Genomic DNA, 16,535 nt, shown 5'->3' on the forward strand with positions numbered 1-16,535 from the left:
GCCGCCCCAGGGCAGACACGCAGGTCTGCCCCTACAAAGATTGAATTATGGAACTCATCGACCAGCATACCAAGAACATCATGGAAGGGTGCAAGGAGCGGGCGCGCCAGGCGGGGTTGCGCTTCCAGGACGAGACCCTCGAGTACATCGTCACCAACCGTGACCTGCTCGAGCTCTCGCCCAAGCTGATGATCCCCACCCTCTATGACTACTGGGTGCATGACGTCGAGGTGCTCAAGGAGAAGGGGCGCTACGAACTCTATCCCCACAACCCCTACGAGACGGTCATCAACACCCGTCCGGCCATCTCCTTCTACAACGACAACAACCCCGACTGGCTCAACGTGATGATCTTCTATCACGTGCTGGCGCATATCGACTTTTTCCAGAACAACCTGTACTTCCGCCACACCTGGGATTTCGACCTGACCGGCCAGGCCCTTTCGGACAAGCGGCTGATCGCCAAGCTGCGCTCGGAAAAGGGGCGCTGGGTCGATTACGTCATCGAGTTCGCCCGGGCCATCGACAACCTGGTCGATTACCACGGCGAGCTCTCCGCCGTCCACCGCCCCGGGGTCGGTGTGCGTTCACGGCGCCTCGACTATTACTTCGATTTGTTCCTGCAGCAGGTGAAAAAGGTCAAGATCAGCGAATACGTGACGGAGATCGAGCGCTACAACCAATGCACCCGCGAATACCGCGAACAGGCCGAGCAGTGCTTCTTCGCCGAGGTCAACGCCAGGTATCCCGAGTTCGAGGCGATGTTCGAAAAGCACCGCGGCGGCAAGCCCGACGGCCGCAAGGACCTGATGCAGTTTTTGCTGGAGCATTCGGAGTTTCTGAACAAGGACGAGAACAAGTGGATGCTCTCGGTGATCCAGGTGATCCGCAAGACCTCCCTGTATTTTCAGCCGCAGATCCGCACCAAGTTCATGAACGAGGGATGGGCCAGCTACTGGCACGAGAAGCTGTTTCTGCAGGACGAGCGCATCGGCGGCCACGAAGTCGACTTCGCCCGGGTGCACGCCGGGGTGACCTCCCTGCCGCGGGTCGGCCTCAACCCCTACGCCATCGGCATGCGGCTGTTCCAGCACCTGGAGGAGATGGCGGACAAGGGCCGGCTTTCCAACGACTACCAGCGCCTGCTCGATGCCGACAAGCGCAAGACCTTCGACTCCAAGGCGATGAAGGGTCAGCAGAAGATTTTCGAAATCCGCGAGAACCTCTCCGACTTCACCTTCATCAACACCTACGTCGACCAGGACTTCGTCGACCGCTTCCGGCTGTTTGTCGTCGACCGGCGCCTCAACGAGGCGCGCATGGTCTGGCAGTACTACGTCAAGAGCCGCAAGGCCGGGGATTATCGCGAGATGCTGCTCGGCAGCCTCTACCACCCGCCGGTGATCCGCGTGGACACCGGGCGGACCCGCGACGGCACTCTCTGCCTGGTCCACCGCTTCGAAGGCAAGCCGCTGGTTCGCGAATTCATCGCCAACACCATGATGGGGATCGAATTTCTCTGGGGGGGGCCGGTGCAGCTGGAGACCAGCGAGGTGGCCGGAACCGCAACCCGGCCGCCCAGCGCCCGCGAGCGCGGCGAAAAGGAGCCGGAGATCGCCTGGCGCCGGGTACTCTACGAGATGAAGGATCGCAAGTTGACCAAGCTGGCCATCGGTTGACGAAGGCCGCGGCGGCAGCTGAATGGCGACTCCGGCCGGGGCGAGCCGGCAGCACAGAAAGCCCGGGGATCAGCAGATGAAAAACATCCATCGAGCACTACACCGCATCGACCGCAGCATCAGTGAATGGGAACAGCGTCCGCCCGTCTCCTTCGACGCCTTTTTGGCCAGGCTGACCGAGGAGCCGGCAGGGATGGTGCGTAACATTTTTCAGGTCTTTCACGACCTGATCAAGGGGCACATCACCGATGGGACGGACGAGTACCCCGATGATCCCGAATCGATCCACTACGTCTCCTACGATTTCACCCCGCTGTTCGTCGACGGGGTCGACAACCCCTTTTTCGCCGACCGGCTGTTCGCCAACCGCCTGGTCACCCTGGTCGAGGCCCTCAACCGCGGGGCCCAGCAGAACAAGATCTATATCTTCGAGGGGCCCCACGGCTGCGGCAAGAGCACCTTTCTGAACAACCTGCTGCTGAAATTCGAGCAGTTCGTCAACACCGAAAAAGGCGCCCTGTATGAAACCGTCTGGCGGCTCAGCCGGGCGGACCTGGGCGGCGGCAACGACGCCGAGCATGTGCTCGAGCGTCTCTCCTACCTGCTCGACCATTCGCCGGGCAACGCCGAGGAGACCGCCAAGAAGGTCAAGGCCGAAGCCGCCAGGCGCAGCGTCGAGTACCTGGAGGTCCCCTGCCCGAGCCACGACCATCCGCTGCTGATGGTGCCGAAGAATTTCCGCCGGCAGTTTCTCGACGATCTGTTCGGCAACACCGAGTTCAAGTGGCGGCTGTTCACCGAAAAGGAATACGAGTGGGTGTTCCGCGACAGCGCCTGCACCATCTGCAGCAGCCTCTACCAGACCCTGCTGGGGCGCCTGCGCAGCCCGGCCCGGGTGCTGCAGATGGTCTACGCCAGGCCCTTCCAGTTCAACCGGCGGCTCAGCGAGGGGGTCAGCGTCTTCAACCCCGGCGACAAGCCGATGAAGAAGAACATCCTCTCCAACTCCATCCTGCAGAGTCGGCTCAACGAGCTGTTTCGCGACAGCAACCTGGTGCGCTACATCTTCTCGCGCTTCGCCAAGACCAACAACGGTGTCTATGCGCTGATGGACGTCAAGGCCCACAACGTCGAGCGGCTCATCGAGCTGCACAACATCATCAGCGAAGGGGTGCACAAGGTCGATGATGTCGAGGAGCACGTCAACTCCCTGTTCCTGGCCCTGATGAACCCCGAAGACCGGGAGAACATCCGCGAGTTCCAGTCTTTCTCCGACCGCATCGAGTACATCAAGATCCCCTACGTCCTCGACCTGAAGACCGAGGTGGAGATCTACCGGAACATATTCGGCAAGCACATCGAGGAGAGCTTTCTGCCGCGGGTGCTGCACAACTTCGCCCGGGTGATCATCGCCACCCGGCTCAACGCCAAGTCCGAGGCGATGCTCGAGTGGATTCCCGACCCCGAGAAGTACCGGCTTTACTGCGACGAGAACCTGCAGCTGCTGAAGATGGAGATCTACACCGGCTTCATCCCCCGCTGGCTCAGCGAGGAGGACGTCAAGCGGCTGACCGCCAAGCGCCGCCGGCGCATCATCGGCGAATCGGAGAAGGAAGGGGGGCACGGGCTCACCGGCCGTGACTCGATCAAGCTGTTCAACGATTTCTTCTCCACCTACGCGCGCCCCGGCGAACTGATCAACATGTCGATCCTCGGCAGCTTTTTCACCAAGCGCCACCCCGAGGTGGCGGAGATGCTTCCCAGGGGGTTTCTCGACTCGCTGCTGCGCATGTACAACTATTCGGTGCTGCAGGAGGTCAAGGAGTCGCTCTACTACTACAACGAGGACCAGATCGCCCGGGACATCTCCAATTACCTCTTCGCCATCAATTTCGAAGCGGGTTCGGTGGAGACCTGCCGCTACACCGGAGAGCGGCTGGAGATCAGCGAGGAGTTCTTCGGCTCCATCGAGCGGCGCATTCTCGGACCCGACACCGATGCCGCGCGCCGCCTGAGTTTTCGCAAGGCCACCCAGAAGGAGTACACCTCGCAGACCCTGACCCAGGAGATCATGGCGGCCGGTCGGCCCATCACCGAAACCGGCCTGTTCGGTGCGCTTCGGGAGCGCTACGTGCACAACCTCAAGGAAAAAGTCCTCGACCCCTTCCTGGAAAACGAAAACTTCCGACGGGCGATCAAGGATTATGGCCGCGAGGATTTCAAAACCTACGACAAACGCATCCGGGCCGATGTCAGCTTCCTGATCCGCAACCTCTGCAGCCGGTACCGCTACACCGAGAACGGCGCCCGGGATGTGTGCATGTACGTGATCGACAACGACCTGGCCCGCCAGTTTTCGTGAAAACCGGCCCCGGGTTGACATCCATCGGAAATCATTTATCTTTTTAGGAAAATAAGACCGGGAGGTTTTCTTATGAGCAAGCAGAACGAATGCCCCGAGCCCGAAGCACATCACCTGCACATGTGCCAGCTCAAGGCCAAGGAGATGCACAAGGACATTGAAAAACTGGTGGACAAGCCCACGGTGGTCTGCGCCAATTGCGGTTTCCGGGCCAACAAGCCGGAAAATCTCTGCCGGCCCAAACCGATCTGAGCGAACCCGGCGCCGAAACGAAACAGGCGGCCCTCCAGCAGGGCCGCCTGTTCTGCATGTGTGCCGCAGAGTCGATCAGCGCAGGCGTCCCGCCCCGACCAGGTGTCGGCTCCAGTAAGGCTCCTCGAGGCTGGAGATGCTCACCCGCTTGCCCCGCGAGGGGGCGTGGACGAAACGATCCTCGCCGACGAAGATGCCGACGTGGGAGATCCTGCGCCGATAGATGCGGAAAAACACCAGGTCGCCGGGCTGCAGTTCGGTCATGTCCACCTTGTCGGCAATCTTGTAGAGCTCCTGGCTGGAACGGGGTACATCCAGACCGATCTGGCTGTAGGCGTAATGAACCAGCCCGCTGCAGTCGAAGCCTTTCGGGCTGGAGCCGCCGGATGCGTAGGGGGCACCCATCTGTTCCAGGGCGGCCTGCATCACCTGCAGGCCGGTGTCGTCGAGGATCTTGCCGATGAGCTCTTCCGGCGAAGGCTCGAGGGAAAATTCGGGATACAGCGGCGGCGGCTCGATCTGCAGGGGATCGCCGGAATCTTCCTGGTTTGCAACGGATGGTTCCAGCAGGCGGACGGTGCGGCGGGGAGGGGTGGCAGGGATCTGCAGGGGGGGCTTCCAGGCCTCGGGCGCCAGCCCCGGCAAGGCCCAGTCCGGCATTGTCCATGCGGGCAGGTTTCGGGCCTCCGGCGGGGGGCTCTGCAGCACGGGCGCGGCGCAGCCCGAGGCCAGCAGGCTTGCCGCCAGCAGCAGAGCCAGAAAATGCAGAAACGCAGACTGAGACGATGCTGCTGTCATGATCCCACCGGGAAATAATAGTGTCGCTGCGGCCTGCGGGGCGGCAGGGGGGGATTATACTCCGGTTCCCTTATGCCGGGGAACCAAAATCGTCAAGCCCCGGCGGAGGGCGTCTCTCCCCGGGGCGAGGGTGAGGATTTCCGCTATACTTTTGCGGTAGGCAGGTACGTTGGGCGCCTCGCCCGAGGAGGAATTCCCATGGAGCTACTGGCCGGATTGCAGGGCATCTACCGGGACCTTGCGGTAATCGGCGGGGAAATCCTGCTGCTGCTGGGCGGCTTTGTCGCGACCATGCTGCTGGCGCGGCTGGTGTTTCGCTGGCTGGGGTCCGTGCCGGCCCTGGAAAACCACCGGCCGCGGCTGGTCCGGCTGCAGCGCCTGGTGCGCGCCGTGTTGCTGCTGATGTTGCTGATTCTGTGCCTTGCGGTCGGCGGCTTCAACGGCTACCTGATCAGCCAGAAGGTCGACGTCTTCGCCTATACCCGCGGCTGGATCGCCAAAATCCCCCCCGATTTCTGGCCTCAGCTGGGGCTGGGGTTGGCGAAGATCTTCGCCCTGGTGGTCTCGGCCTGTTTCGTGCTGCACTGGCTGCGCCGCCTGATGGGAATGCTCGAGGCGCGGGCCAAGGGTTACGAGCAGGTTCAAGCCAACGACGAGAGCATCACGGCTTTTTTTGCCAGCCTGACCCGCATCCTGGGCAACGTGACCTGGCTTGGGGTCTTTATCCTTTCGGCGGGGTTTCTGGACCTTCCCGGGCCCGTGGTCGGGGTTCTGTGGATCATCCTGCGGATCTACCTGATCGTCGCCATCGGCCTGCTGGTGGTGAAAACGGTGGCGGCAGTGGTCGAGAGCCTCGACGCGCTGAGCAAAAAGTACTGGTACCGGGAGAACTACCTGGGGTGGTACGAGCGGCTGAGCACGCTGGTCCCCCTGCTGCGGCGCTGTCTGGAATACGTCATCTACGTGTTCGTCGCCACCGGGGTGCTGCTGCAGGTCGAGTTCATCGCCCACCTGGCCACCATCGGACCAAGGGTCGTCAAGGCCATCGGCATCGTGTTTCTCAGCAAGGTGGTGGTGGCCATCTGCAACCTGCTGGTGGACAGGGCCCTCGGCCCCCGGGAAGACCTGGAAGAGGCGGAGCGCAAACGGCGCCTGACGGTCAACCCGATCTTCAAGAGCCTGCTGGAATACGGGGTCTATTTCATCGCCTTCGTGCTGATACTGAAGGCCTTCGATCTCAATCCGCTGCCGATCCTGGCCGGGGCGGGGATTGTCGGGGTGGTGGTGGGCCTGGGGGCCCAGCCGCTGATCAACGACATCGTCTCGGGGTTCTTCGTGCTTTTCGAAAACCTGTTCCTGGTAGGGGATTATGTCGAAACCGGAGAGGCGCGGGGGACGGTGGAGGCGATCCACATGCGCACCACCAGGATACGGGATCCCGACGGCCAGGTGCACATCCTGCGCAACGGCCAGCTCGGCTCGGTCATCAACTACTCCAAGGATTACACCCATGCGGTGGTCGAGGTGGGTGTCGCCTACGAATCGGATCTCGACCGGGTCTACCGGGTGCTCGCGGAAACCGGCCAGCGGCTCATGGCGGAGAATGAATTTGTGCTTTCCCCCACCGAGGTGAAGGGGCTCAAGGAGTTCGGGGAGTCCGAGCTGCTGATCCGCACCGTCACCCGGGTCAAGCCGGGTCATCATCGCGATGTGGCTTTCCAGCTGCGCAAGATGATCAAGGAGGATTTCGACCGCGCCGGGATTGAAATCCCCTTTGCCCGCCGGGTATTGATTTTCCGTAACGAGGCGTCCCAGGATACAGCTGCGGCGGATTCGGCGCAGCCCCTCCCGGGTCTGGGCGTGCAGGCCGGTTCCGCGAAAGGGAAGGACTGATGATCAAGCTGTTCGTCGCCATCGGCGCCGGCAATGCCTTTCTGGCCGTGGCCCTCGGCGCCTTCGGCGCCCATATTCTCAAGGCCAGGCTGGCTGCGGACATGTTCGCCATCTGGCAGACCGCGGTGCAGTACCACCTGCCCCATGCCGTCGGCCTGGTCGTGGTAGGCATTCTGATCCACCTGCTGCCGGGAAACGCCATGCTGAACTGGGCCGGTTGGCTGCTGGTGGTCGGTATGCTGCTGTTTTCCGGCAGCCTCTATCTGCTGGCGCTGAGCGGGCTGCGCTGGCTCGGCGCGATAACCCCCCTGGGCGGGGTTGCCCTGCTGGGGGCCTGGGCTGCGCTGGTCGGCGCCGTCCTGGGGGCAAAGTATTGAAATTATTGCAGGAGGTATGAACTATGGCCATCTGGTTCCACGAAGTCACCCTCGACGAGGTCAATCGCCTGGGCCGGGGGAACATGATCGAACACCTGGGGATGGAGTTCTACGAGATCGGCCCGGATTTCCTCAAGGCGAAGATGCCGGTCGATCATCGCACCCGCCAGCCCGAGGGGCTTCTGCACGGTGGCGCCTCGGTGGCCCTCGCCGAGACCCTCGGCAGCTATGCGGCAAATCTGGTGGTCGACCCCGAAAAGTACTATTGCGTCGGCCAGGAGATCAACGCCAACCATGTTCGGGGTTTGCGCCAGGGGTGGGTCTTCGGCGCGACCAGGCCGCTGCACCTGGGGCGCCGCTCGCAGATCTGGGAGATCCAGATCGAGGACGAGCAGGAGCGACTGGTGTGCGTGTCGCGGCTGACCATGGCGGTGGTAGAGCTCAAATCCCTGCGCACCGGCGCCTGAGCGGCTGCCCGGTTCCTGGGCAACCCTGCCCAAATCGGTGCCATCAACCAGCTTCCGGCAGCGGTTTTTTCTTTTTAATGATTTATAAAAACTTGAAATTCCAGGTGGTTGAGTGCAGGGGGCCGGGCTGGCATACTCTCTGCTATTCCTAGACAGGCAAAGGGCACAAGGGTGTGCCCCCACGAGCGACGAAGCCCGCAGAAACCAGCGTCTGCGGGCTTTTTATGTTCCGGACAGGACGCCGGGCCCCGGCGGAAAGGATCGGCTACCGATGAGTGAACCCAAAGAGGATGTAGAGGTAAGTCTGGAAGAGGCTGCGGCGGTGCTGCAGACCACCAAGTTGAATGTTCTGATGCATCTGAAACGCAAGCTGCTCGAGGGGACCGAACTTGACGGCAACTGGCGCATCTCCCGCTCCAGCCTCGAGGCGCTCAAGCTCAAGACCGCCAGCGAAGGCAAGGCGGTGGTCTGTCGCTCGCACTGCTCCTCGGCCGGGGGGTGCGGCGGCTGCAAATAAGCAAGGAGAAACAGCATGGACGTGGTCATCAAACCATCGGATCTGTATTTCAAGTACCCAAAAAACAAGGAGAACCTGGATATTCCCAAGTTCGCCGGGAAGCCGGACAAGGCCCCCTTCGACCGGGACGATCTCTACGAGGTGATCCCCATGTTCGAGGCGGTGCTCAGCGAAGTCGGCACCAACGACGGCAGGCACCTGCAGTTTCTGGAGGAATTCCTGACCTACAACGTGCCGAGCTTCGTCAAGACTCGCGAGGAGATCTTCGACTGCCTGGTGGAGAGCCTGCGCGAAATTCTCGATTGACGGCGGCTGGGCAGGGGGGGGCGCCCCTACAGGTACTTCCCCGCCAGCCAGTAGAGCAGCATCCCGACCAGGGCGGTGCCGCCCAGGGAGCGGGTCTTGAGGGCAAACAGAAAGGTGGGGACGGCGACCAGCAGTTCGGGTCTGGCGAAACTCAGCGAGCGTGGCTCGCCGGCGGCGAACAGGGTCGGGGCGACCAGGGCGCTGAGCAGCGCCACGGGGATCAAGCCGAGCCAGTCGATCAGCCACTGCGGGAGCTTGCGCTGGGACAGGGCGAACAGCGGCAGCCAGCGGGGGATGTAGGTGACCGCCCCCATGGCCAGAAGCAACAGCAGGTATTCCCGGAAGTTCATGCCTTGCTCCCCCTGCGGCGTCGGCGCAGCAGGTAGCCGACCGTGGCTGCGGCCACCGAAGCGACCACCACGTAGGAATCCCCCGGTACCCACAGGTACCAGGTCACCGAGAACACCCCAGCGATCAGCGCGGTAAGAATATAGATGCGCCCCTGCAGCTGGAAGACCAGCAGGCACAGGAACATGGCCACCAGGGCGTAGTCGATGCCGAAGGCTCCCGGGGGGATGAAGGCCCCGACCAGGGCGCCGGTCACCGTGGCGAAAACCCAGGTGAGGTTGGCCGCGTGGTTGACCACCAGGGCCCGCCAGCGGTCCCAGTCGCCCTGGCGGAAGCGGGTCATGTTGACGGCGAAACTCTCGTCGGTGATGCCGTAGGCGAACAGGGAGAGAAAGCCGCGGTGGACCCGGGCCAGGTAGACCGCCATCGCCGAACTCATCAGGAAATGCCGGAAGTTGACCACGAAGGTGGTGGTGACGATGGCGCCGAAGGAGGATCCGGCGGCGATCATCGCTACGGCGATGAACTGGGCGCTGCCGGCGAAGACCAGCACCGACATCAGCCCGATCTGCAGCGGCCCCAGCCCCGCCTTCTGGCCGAGCACCCCCAGGGCCAGGCCGATGGGAAAGTATCCCAGGCAGATCGGCCAGGCGGCGCACAAGCCCTCGCGGAGTTTTTGGCCTTTGCTGTGGTTGGTTTTTTCCGGGTGGGCGTTCAAGGTAGTCCTCGGGCGCAGTCGCTTTTGATCCGACGGATCGGTCCGATCAGTCGGATCTCAGGCAGGAAAAGCCTAATCTTAGCAGGCTAGAAACAAAAAAGGGACGCCCGTTTTGGGCGTCCCGATTTTTTTTCGAGGGTTCGGCTCAGAGCACCTGGTTGAGAAACGCCTTGGTGCGCTCCTCCCTGGGCGAGGAGAAGATCTGCTCGGGAGTCCCCTCCTCGACGATCTTGCCCTGGTCCATGAAAATGACCCGGTCGGCCACTTCGCGGGCAAAGCCCATCTCGTGGGTCACCACCACCATGGTCATCCCTTCCTTGGCCAGCTGCTTCATGACGTCGAGCACCTCGCCGACCATCTCCGGGTCAAGGGCGCTGGTCGGTTCGTCGAAAAGCATGATCTTGGGGTCCATGGCCAGCGCCCGGGCGATGGCCACGCGCTGTTGCTGGCCGCCGGAGAGCCGCGAGGGGTATTCGCTCTCCTTCTCGGCGATGCCGACCTTCTTCAGCAGGGCCCGGGCCTTGGTCTGCGCTTCGGCGTTCTTGCGCCCGCGCACCACCTGCTGGGCCAGGGTGATGTTCTGCAGTACTGTCTTGTGCGGGAAGAGGTTGAACTGCTGGAACACCATGCCGACCTCGCGGCGCACCTTGTTGAGATCGGTCTTGCGGTCGGCGAGATCAACCCCGTCGATGACGATATGCCCCGAATCGAAGGTTTCGAGGCCGTTGAGGCAGCGCAGGTAGGTCGATTTGCCCGAGCCCGACGGGCCGATGATGACTACCACCTCGCCCTTCTTCACGTGGGTGCTGACCCCGTCCACGGCCCGCACCACCTGGCCGCGTCCGGTAAAGATTTTGACGACGTCCTGAGTCTTAATCACTGATCGCGAGCCTCCGTTCCATCCAGCCGATCAGCTGGGAAAGCGCAAACGTCATCACCAGGTAGAGCCCCGCCACGGTGAACCAGATTTCGAAGGTGGCGAAGGTGGAGGTGATGACCTCCCGGCCGCTCTTGGTCAGGTCGGTGATGGCGATGACCGAAACCAGCGAGGAGTCCTTGATCAGGCTGATGAACTGGCCGGCCAGCGGCGGCAGGGTGCGCTTGAAGGCCTGGGGCAGGATGATGTGGATCATCGCCTGGGGTACGGTCATCCCCAGGGAGCGGGCCGCTTCGGTCTGGCCGCGGGGGATCGACTGGATGCCGGCGCGGATGATCTCGGCGACGTAGGCCCCGGAGAAAATCGCCAGGGCCCCGATTCCGGCGACCATCCGGCTCAGGTCGAGCACGGTGCCGAGAAAGAAGTAGAAAATGAAGATCTGCACCAGCAGCGGCGTACCGCGGATCAGCTCGATGTAGGTGATGGCCAGCCCCTTGAGGGCCTCGTTCTTCGAGATCCGGCAAAGGCCGGTCACCAGGCCGAGAATCATCCCGAGGATCCCGGAAACGAAGGAGATCCAGAGGGTGGTCCACAAACCTGTGGTCAGCGGGCCGGCCTTCCAGGTGAAGGACGCGCCGAGGTTGTCTCCCTCGAAGAGCAGGTCACCCTCGTCGACCCGCAGGCTCTCGGCGGCGACGGTGACCTTGCGCGATTCGCCGTTGTCGCCGGTGATGGCGATGACGGCGTCTCCGCCCTTGGTGGTAATGCCGGCTACCTGGCCGTCGAAGGGGACCTTGTGCAGCTGTTCGGCGTGGTAGAGGAAGTACTGCGGCACCCGGTTCCAGCGCCAGGTATAGTCGATTTTTTTGGTCGCCCCCCAAAGAGCGGCGACCATCCCCAGGAGGATGGCCGCCAGCAGAAGCTTGGAGGTCAGGGACCTGCTTTTCGGCTTCACTTGGTCGTTCCTTTGTCCTTGCCTTACTGAAGTTCCTTCAACCAGGCGGTGTCCTTGAACCACTTTTCGTAGATCTTGTCGTAGGTGCCGTCGTTCTTGGACTGGTTGAGGAAGTTGTTCAGCCAGTTGATGAAATCGTAGTCGCCCTTGCGCACGGCCCAGGCCAGGGGCTCATAGGTGAAGGGCTGATCGAGAAATACCAGTTTGCCTTCACCACGCTGGGCCATGGCGGTGGCGCAGTAGGGCAGGTCGTAGACGAAGGCGTCGGCCTTGCCGTTGACCAGTTCCATGACCCCTTCCTGCTCGGTCTCGAAGGAGATGTAAGTGGCCTTGGGAATCATCCGCTTGACCGCCTGTTCGCCGGTGGTGCCGAGCTTGGAGACAACCTTGTACTTGGCGTCATTGAGGTCTTTGTAGGATTTGATCTGACCGGCCAGGTCCTTGCGCACCAGGATGGTCTGGCCGACGACGATGTACGGGTCGGCGAAATTCACCTTGAGGTTGCGCTCCTGGGTGACGGTCATGCCGCTCATGATGATATCGAACTTCTTGGTGAGCAAGGCGGGGATGATGCCGTCCCAGGCGGTGCTGACCAGCTCAAGCTCGACGCCCATGGCCTTGGCCATGCGCTTGGCCATGTCCACGTCGAAGCCGATGATTTCGCCTTTCTGGTTGGTCAACTCGAAGGGCATGTAGGCCGGCTCCAGGCCGACCCGGAGCTTGCCGCGCTCGAGGATCTCGTCGAGGCTGCCGGCCAGGGCCGCGCCTGGCAGGACCAGGGCCAGGATCAGGGCAAACGCTGTGGTAAGTCGTTTCATGATTTCCTCCCTTTCAACAAAGTGCAGGTTAGGTCGGCCGGCTGCCCCGGCCGCGGATAAGGACGGGAGTCCTCAATAGGATTTTCCCTCGTCGAGAAGTTCCTGAATCATCATGGGGATCGAGCAGTCGGGGCATTTGGGCAGATCTTCCCGGGGGAGGTAGACGATCTCGGTGTACTTGCAGCGAGGGCAGACGACTTGGATTGGCTCTTTTTTGCCGCGTTCCATGCGGGCCTCCGGAAAGATTGGATCCTCGGGGTATGAAGCTTTCAAACGGATTTTAATCCCGAGCAAACCTTATACCACAGTCAATCTCCCTTGGACAACAGGTAAAAAGGTTAAACCAAACAGGGAAACCGGGCAAGCCAGAAATGCAAAAAGTCCCAGGGCTTTCGCCGTTTCGCGGCGAGGGCTTTCCGCTGGCGGCGGGGCATCGTTTTCAGCCTGTGGGCCCTGCGGGGTAAATCAGCGAAGCCTGCTGCGGCGGCCGCTGGAACTCCGGCGGGGACTGTGGCCTGAGGCGGCCGAATCGGGCCGAAAATGGCCGCTCCGGGCGGATCGCGCAGGGCCGCCCGGAGGATTTTCCAGGGCCGGCATAAAAAATCTTTTGGGCTTGACGCCAGCAGGCTCGTAAACTATATATTACAGAATGATTTTCAGGTAGATGTCAGACTTTGTACGGTTTTTTAATCCTTTTGTTGGAGGAGATCGATGAAGCACTTTCGTTTCCGCAAACTGATGCTGGCAGCGGTCCTGGCCGCCGCCGTTCCCTCCCTCGGACTGGCCGCCGATACGCTCAAGATCGGCGTTGCCGGCCCGCATACCGGCGACCTGGCTCCCTACGGGATCCCGACCAAGGAAGCCGCCGAGATGGTGGCCGCCGATTTCAACGCCAAGGGCGGGGTGCTCGGCAAGCAGGTCGAGCTCGTTTCCCTTGACGATCAATGCAAACCGGAAATCGCCACCAACGTCGCCACCAAGCTGGTTTCCGAAGGGGTGAAAGTGGTCATCGGCCACGTCTGCTCCGGCGCGACCAAGGCGGCCCTGGGCATTTACCAGGAAGCCGGCGTCATCACCGTGTCGCCCTCGGCGACCAACCCGCCCCTGACCCAGAGCGGCGAATACAAGAACTTCTACCGCACCATCGCCCCCGACGATATGCAGGGCAAGCTGGCGGCCACCTTCGCCACCGACAAGCTCGGCGCGAAAAAGATCGCCATCATCCATGACAAAGGTGACTACGGCAAGGGCTTCGCCGACTTCGCCCAGCAGTTCGTCGAGCAGGGCGGCAAGGCCAAGATCGTGATGTACGAGGGGATCACCCCCGGCGCCATGGACTACTCGGCCGTGGTGCAGAAGCTGCGCAAGGAAGGGGCCGACGCGGTCATCTTCGGTGGCTACCACCCCGAAGCCTCCAAGCTGGTGGGCCAGATGAAGAAGAAGCGGGTCGATGTCCCCTTCATCGGCCCCGACGGTGTCAAGGGCGAAGGGTTCCTGGAGATCGCCGGCAAGAACGCCGAGGGCGTCTACGCCACCGGCCCGATGGACGTCTCCAAGTACGAACAGAACAAGATGGCCCGCGAGGCCTACTCCAAGAAGTTCGGCAAGGAGCCCGGTACCTTCTTCGACCAGGGCTACGCCGCCATGCAGGCCGTGCTGACCGCCATCGAGGCCGCCGGTGGAACCGACTACGCCGCGCTCGGCAAGGCTCTCAAGAGCAACTTCGTCGAGACCACCGTCGGCAAGATCAAGTTTGACGAGCAGGGCGATGCCGAAGGTGTCGGCTTCTCCGTGTACCAGGTCAAGGACGGCAAGTTCGCCGAGGTCCAGTAAACCCGGTCCACACCACTCCTAAATCTTCAGGGGACAGGTTCGCGCCTGTCCCCTGAAGATTTTTTGTTTCGACAGAGCAAAATTTCGTTTGGGCAAAGTTTTTGCATTTGTCCCCGGCCTCGACCCAGGGTCGAAATCCATCCAAAGGTTCGGACATCGGTTTATGGAATACTTTCTCGAACTCTTCTTAGGCGGCCTGACCCGCGGCAGCATCTACGCCTTGATCGCGCTGGGCTACACCATGGTCTATGGCATCATTCAGCTGATCAACTTTGCCCATGGCGAAATTTACATGATCGGTGCCTTCGTAGCCCTGATCGTCTCGGGGGTGCTGACCATCTACGGGTTCTCCGGGGTGTCGATCCTGGTGCTTGCGGCCCTGATCGCCATGGTCTATGCCGCGGCCTACGGCTATACCCTGGAGCGAATCGCCTACCGGCCGCTGCGCAACGCGCCGCGGCTCTCCCCGCTGATCAGCGCCATCGGCATGTCGCTGTTCCTGCAGAACTATGTCCTGCTGGCCCAGACCCCCGATTTTCTCCCGTTTCCCCAGCTGATTCCCGAATTCGACTTCATGGAGCCGGTGGCCCATATCATCGGCTCGGCGGAACTGGTCATCCTGATCACCAGCACCCTCACCATGGTAGGGCTTACGGTGCTGATCAAGTACACCCGCATCGGCAAGGCGATGCGCGCCACCCAGCAGGACATGACCATGTCGCGCCTGGTGGGGGTCAACGTCGACCGGGTCATTTCCATCACCTTTATCATCGGCTCGGTGCTGGCTGCCATCGGCGGGGTGCTGGTCGGCTCCTATATCGGCCAGATCAATTTCTATATCGGCTTCATGGCCGGCGTCAAAGCCTTCACCGCGGCGGTGCTCGGCGGCATCGGCAACATCCCCGGCGCCGCCCTGGGGGGCCTGGTGCTGGGCATTACCGAATCCCTTGCGGCCGGTTACATCTCCAGCGCCTACGAAGACGTGTTCGCCTTTGGAGTGCTGGTGCTGATTCTTATCCTGCGGCCCGCCGGCCTGCTCGGCAAGGCGCTCAAGCAAAAAGTTTGAGCCGGCAGTTTTCTCTGATTCCTTTGCAGACGTGGTACGACGATGATCAATAACATTAAACGATCCCTGGGCATCGCCCTTTGGTTCATGTTTTTGACCCTGCCGCTGATGGTGGTGCGGGTCAATACCCTGAAAAACGAAGTCGAGTGGCGCTGGCTGAACATGTTCTGGGTCGGCTTGGGGGCGTTTGTGCTCTCCCTGCTCTGGCGCTACGCCCTGCACCGCCGCAACCGCCGTTCACAAAAGGCCGAACTGGGCGAAGATGAGCAGGCGGGCCCGGGGCTGGGGCAACGGCTGCTGGAAGATCCCAAGGTGTTCCGTCCGGTGCTGATTGCCCTGGGGGTGGTGGCTGTGGTATTCCCGCTGCTGTTTGACACCTACCAGGTCAATATCATGGTGCTGGCGCTGATCTTCGTGGTGCTGGGGCTCGGTCTCAACATCACCGTCGGCCTGGCCGGCCTGCTCGACCTGGGCTATGTCGCCTTTTTCGCCGCCGGCGCCTACACCTACGGCCTGCTCAATTCCAACTTCGGCCTGGGGTTCTGGACCTGTCTGCCCCTGGGGGGCATCATCGGCGCGCTGCTCGGGGTGGTCCTCGGCTTTCCCATCCTGCGGCTGCGCGGTGACTACCTGGCCATCGTGACTCTCGGCTTCGGCTCCATCGCCAAGATCATCATCGAGAACTGGGAAGAGGTCTTCAACGGAGCCAAGGGGATTGCCAACATCGACCGGCCCGGGTTGTTCGGGGCCGATTTCGGCATCAGCGAGGTCACCATCTATATCTACTACCTGATGGTGCTGCTGGTGCTCTTTACCATCTTCGTCACCAACCGGCTCAAGGATTCGCGCATCGGCCGCGCCTGGATGGCCCTGCGCGAGGACGAAATCGCCTGCGTCGCCATGGGCATCGACATGGCTCGCACCAAGCTCTCCGCCTATGCCTTCGGCGCCTTCTGGGCCGGGCTGGTCGGGGTCATTTTCGCCGCCCGCAACACCTACATCAACCCCAACAGCTTCACCTTCATGGAATCGGCCATCGTGCTTTCCATCGTCGTGCTGGGCGGGATGGGCTCGATCATCGGGGTGATCATCGCCGCCCTGGTGCTGATTCTCATGCCCGAGTACCTGCGTGCCTTCGCCGACTACCGGATGCTGGTGTTCGGTGCGGTGATGGTGCTGATGATGATCTTCCGACCCCAGGGGCTGATCACCAACGTGCGGCGCAAATACGAGTTCAAGGGCCTCAAAACCGACGAGGCGAACGGATAG

General features: G+C 61.8%; 18 protein-coding genes. 11 read left to right on the forward strand and 7 right to left on the reverse strand.

Annotation, left to right across the window (positions count from 1 at the left end; genetic code table 11):
* The first annotated feature begins 47 nt into the window (after positions 1-47).
* The 3 genes from DESUT3_RS04225 to DESUT3_RS04235 all read left to right on the forward strand — a co-directional run bounded on the left by DESUT3_RS04225 (position 48) and on the right by DESUT3_RS04235 (position 4,293).
* A complete protein-coding gene (locus DESUT3_RS04225; RefSeq protein WP_221251212.1) occupies positions 48-1,679 on the forward strand; it encodes a SpoVR family protein in 1,632 nt (543 codons plus the stop codon).
* Between the two features lie 76 nt (positions 1,680-1,755).
* The gene (locus DESUT3_RS04230) at positions 1,756-4,041 is read left to right on the forward strand and encodes a serine protein kinase PrkA (RefSeq protein WP_221251213.1); all 2,286 of its coding nucleotides are present in this window, start codon (positions 1,756-1,758) and stop codon (positions 4,039-4,041) included.
* Between the two features lie 72 nt (positions 4,042-4,113).
* Positions 4,114-4,293, forward strand: a complete 180-nt coding sequence (locus DESUT3_RS04235) for a hypothetical protein (protein ID WP_221251214.1) — start codon at positions 4,114-4,116, stop codon at positions 4,291-4,293.
* 75 nt (positions 4,294-4,368) lie between these two features.
* Here DESUT3_RS04235 and DESUT3_RS04240 read toward each other — a convergent pair whose 3' ends face one another.
* Positions 4,369-5,091: a C40 family peptidase gene (locus tag DESUT3_RS04240; protein WP_221251215.1), complete on the reverse strand. Its 723-nt coding sequence runs from the start codon at positions 5,089-5,091 to the stop codon at positions 4,369-4,371.
* 198 nt (positions 5,092-5,289) lie between these two features.
* Between DESUT3_RS04240 and DESUT3_RS04245 the strand changes: the two genes are divergently transcribed.
* The 5 genes from DESUT3_RS04245 to DESUT3_RS04265 all read left to right on the forward strand — a co-directional run bounded on the left by DESUT3_RS04245 (position 5,290) and on the right by DESUT3_RS04265 (position 8,651).
* Entirely contained in the window at positions 5,290-6,984 is a 1,695-nt protein-coding gene (locus tag DESUT3_RS04245) for a mechanosensitive ion channel family protein (RefSeq protein ID WP_221251216.1), read from the forward strand.
* A complete protein-coding gene (locus tag DESUT3_RS04250; protein ID WP_221251217.1) occupies positions 6,984-7,361 on the forward strand; it encodes a DUF423 domain-containing protein in 378 nt (125 codons plus the stop codon). Before DESUT3_RS04245 ends, DESUT3_RS04250 begins: the two co-directional genes overlap by 1 nt.
* Positions 7,362-7,384: 23 nt before the next feature.
* Positions 7,385-7,828, forward strand: coding sequence for a hotdog fold thioesterase (locus tag DESUT3_RS04255; RefSeq protein ID WP_221251218.1), 444 nt, complete (start codon positions 7,385-7,387; stop codon positions 7,826-7,828).
* A 271-nt stretch (positions 7,829-8,099) separates the two neighbouring features.
* Entirely contained in the window at positions 8,100-8,345 is a 246-nt protein-coding gene (locus tag DESUT3_RS04260) for a DNA-binding protein (RefSeq protein WP_221251219.1), read from the forward strand.
* Between the two features lie 15 nt (positions 8,346-8,360).
* Positions 8,361-8,651 (forward strand): hypothetical protein, encoded by a 291-nt coding sequence (locus tag DESUT3_RS04265; RefSeq protein WP_221251220.1) that lies wholly within the window; start codon positions 8,361-8,363, stop codon positions 8,649-8,651.
* Between the two features lie 26 nt (positions 8,652-8,677).
* Here DESUT3_RS04265 and DESUT3_RS04270 read toward each other — a convergent pair whose 3' ends face one another.
* From DESUT3_RS04270 to DESUT3_RS04295, 6 genes are all read right to left on the reverse strand, one after another.
* Positions 8,678-9,001 (reverse strand): AzlD domain-containing protein, encoded by a 324-nt coding sequence (locus DESUT3_RS04270; protein WP_221251221.1) that lies wholly within the window; start codon positions 8,999-9,001, stop codon positions 8,678-8,680.
* Positions 8,998-9,717, reverse strand: a complete 720-nt coding sequence (locus DESUT3_RS04275) for an AzlC family ABC transporter permease (protein WP_221251222.1) — start codon at positions 9,715-9,717, stop codon at positions 8,998-9,000. Before DESUT3_RS04275 ends, DESUT3_RS04270 begins: the two co-directional genes overlap by 4 nt.
* A gap of 145 nt (positions 9,718-9,862) precedes the next feature.
* Positions 9,863-10,597 carry an amino acid ABC transporter ATP-binding protein gene (locus tag DESUT3_RS04280; RefSeq protein ID WP_221251223.1) on the reverse strand — a complete coding sequence of 245 codons (735 nt, stop codon included), beginning with the start codon at positions 10,595-10,597 and terminating at the stop codon, positions 9,863-9,865.
* Positions 10,590-11,549, reverse strand: coding sequence for an amino acid ABC transporter permease (locus DESUT3_RS04285; RefSeq protein WP_225911622.1), 960 nt, complete (start codon positions 11,547-11,549; stop codon positions 10,590-10,592). The genes DESUT3_RS04280 and DESUT3_RS04285 overlap by 8 nt, the downstream gene beginning before the upstream one ends.
* A gap of 23 nt (positions 11,550-11,572) precedes the next feature.
* Positions 11,573-12,367, reverse strand: coding sequence for a transporter substrate-binding domain-containing protein (locus tag DESUT3_RS04290; RefSeq protein ID WP_221251224.1), 795 nt, complete (start codon positions 12,365-12,367; stop codon positions 11,573-11,575).
* A gap of 72 nt (positions 12,368-12,439) precedes the next feature.
* A complete protein-coding gene (locus DESUT3_RS04295; RefSeq protein ID WP_221251225.1) occupies positions 12,440-12,595 on the reverse strand; it encodes a hypothetical protein in 156 nt (51 codons plus the stop codon).
* A gap of 483 nt (positions 12,596-13,078) precedes the next feature.
* Here DESUT3_RS04295 and DESUT3_RS04300 point away from each other — a divergent pair, with 483 nt between their 5' ends.
* The 3 genes from DESUT3_RS04300 to DESUT3_RS04310 all read left to right on the forward strand — a co-directional run bounded on the left by DESUT3_RS04300 (position 13,079) and on the right by DESUT3_RS04310 (position 16,535).
* A complete protein-coding gene (locus DESUT3_RS04300; RefSeq protein ID WP_221251226.1) occupies positions 13,079-14,200 on the forward strand; it encodes a branched-chain amino acid ABC transporter substrate-binding protein in 1,122 nt (373 codons plus the stop codon).
* Between the two features lie 163 nt (positions 14,201-14,363).
* The gene (locus DESUT3_RS04305; RefSeq protein WP_221251227.1) at positions 14,364-15,266 is read left to right on the forward strand and encodes a branched-chain amino acid ABC transporter permease; all 903 of its coding nucleotides are present in this window, start codon (positions 14,364-14,366) and stop codon (positions 15,264-15,266) included.
* A gap of 45 nt (positions 15,267-15,311) precedes the next feature.
* A complete protein-coding gene (locus tag DESUT3_RS04310) occupies positions 15,312-16,535 on the forward strand; it encodes an ABC transporter permease subunit (RefSeq protein ID WP_221252469.1) in 1,224 nt (407 codons plus the stop codon).

Source organism: Desulfuromonas versatilis (genome assembly GCF_019704135.1).
In the GTDB taxonomy this organism is placed as follows: domain Bacteria; phylum Desulfobacterota; class Desulfuromonadia; order Desulfuromonadales; family NIT-T3; genus Desulfuromonas_A; species Desulfuromonas_A versatilis.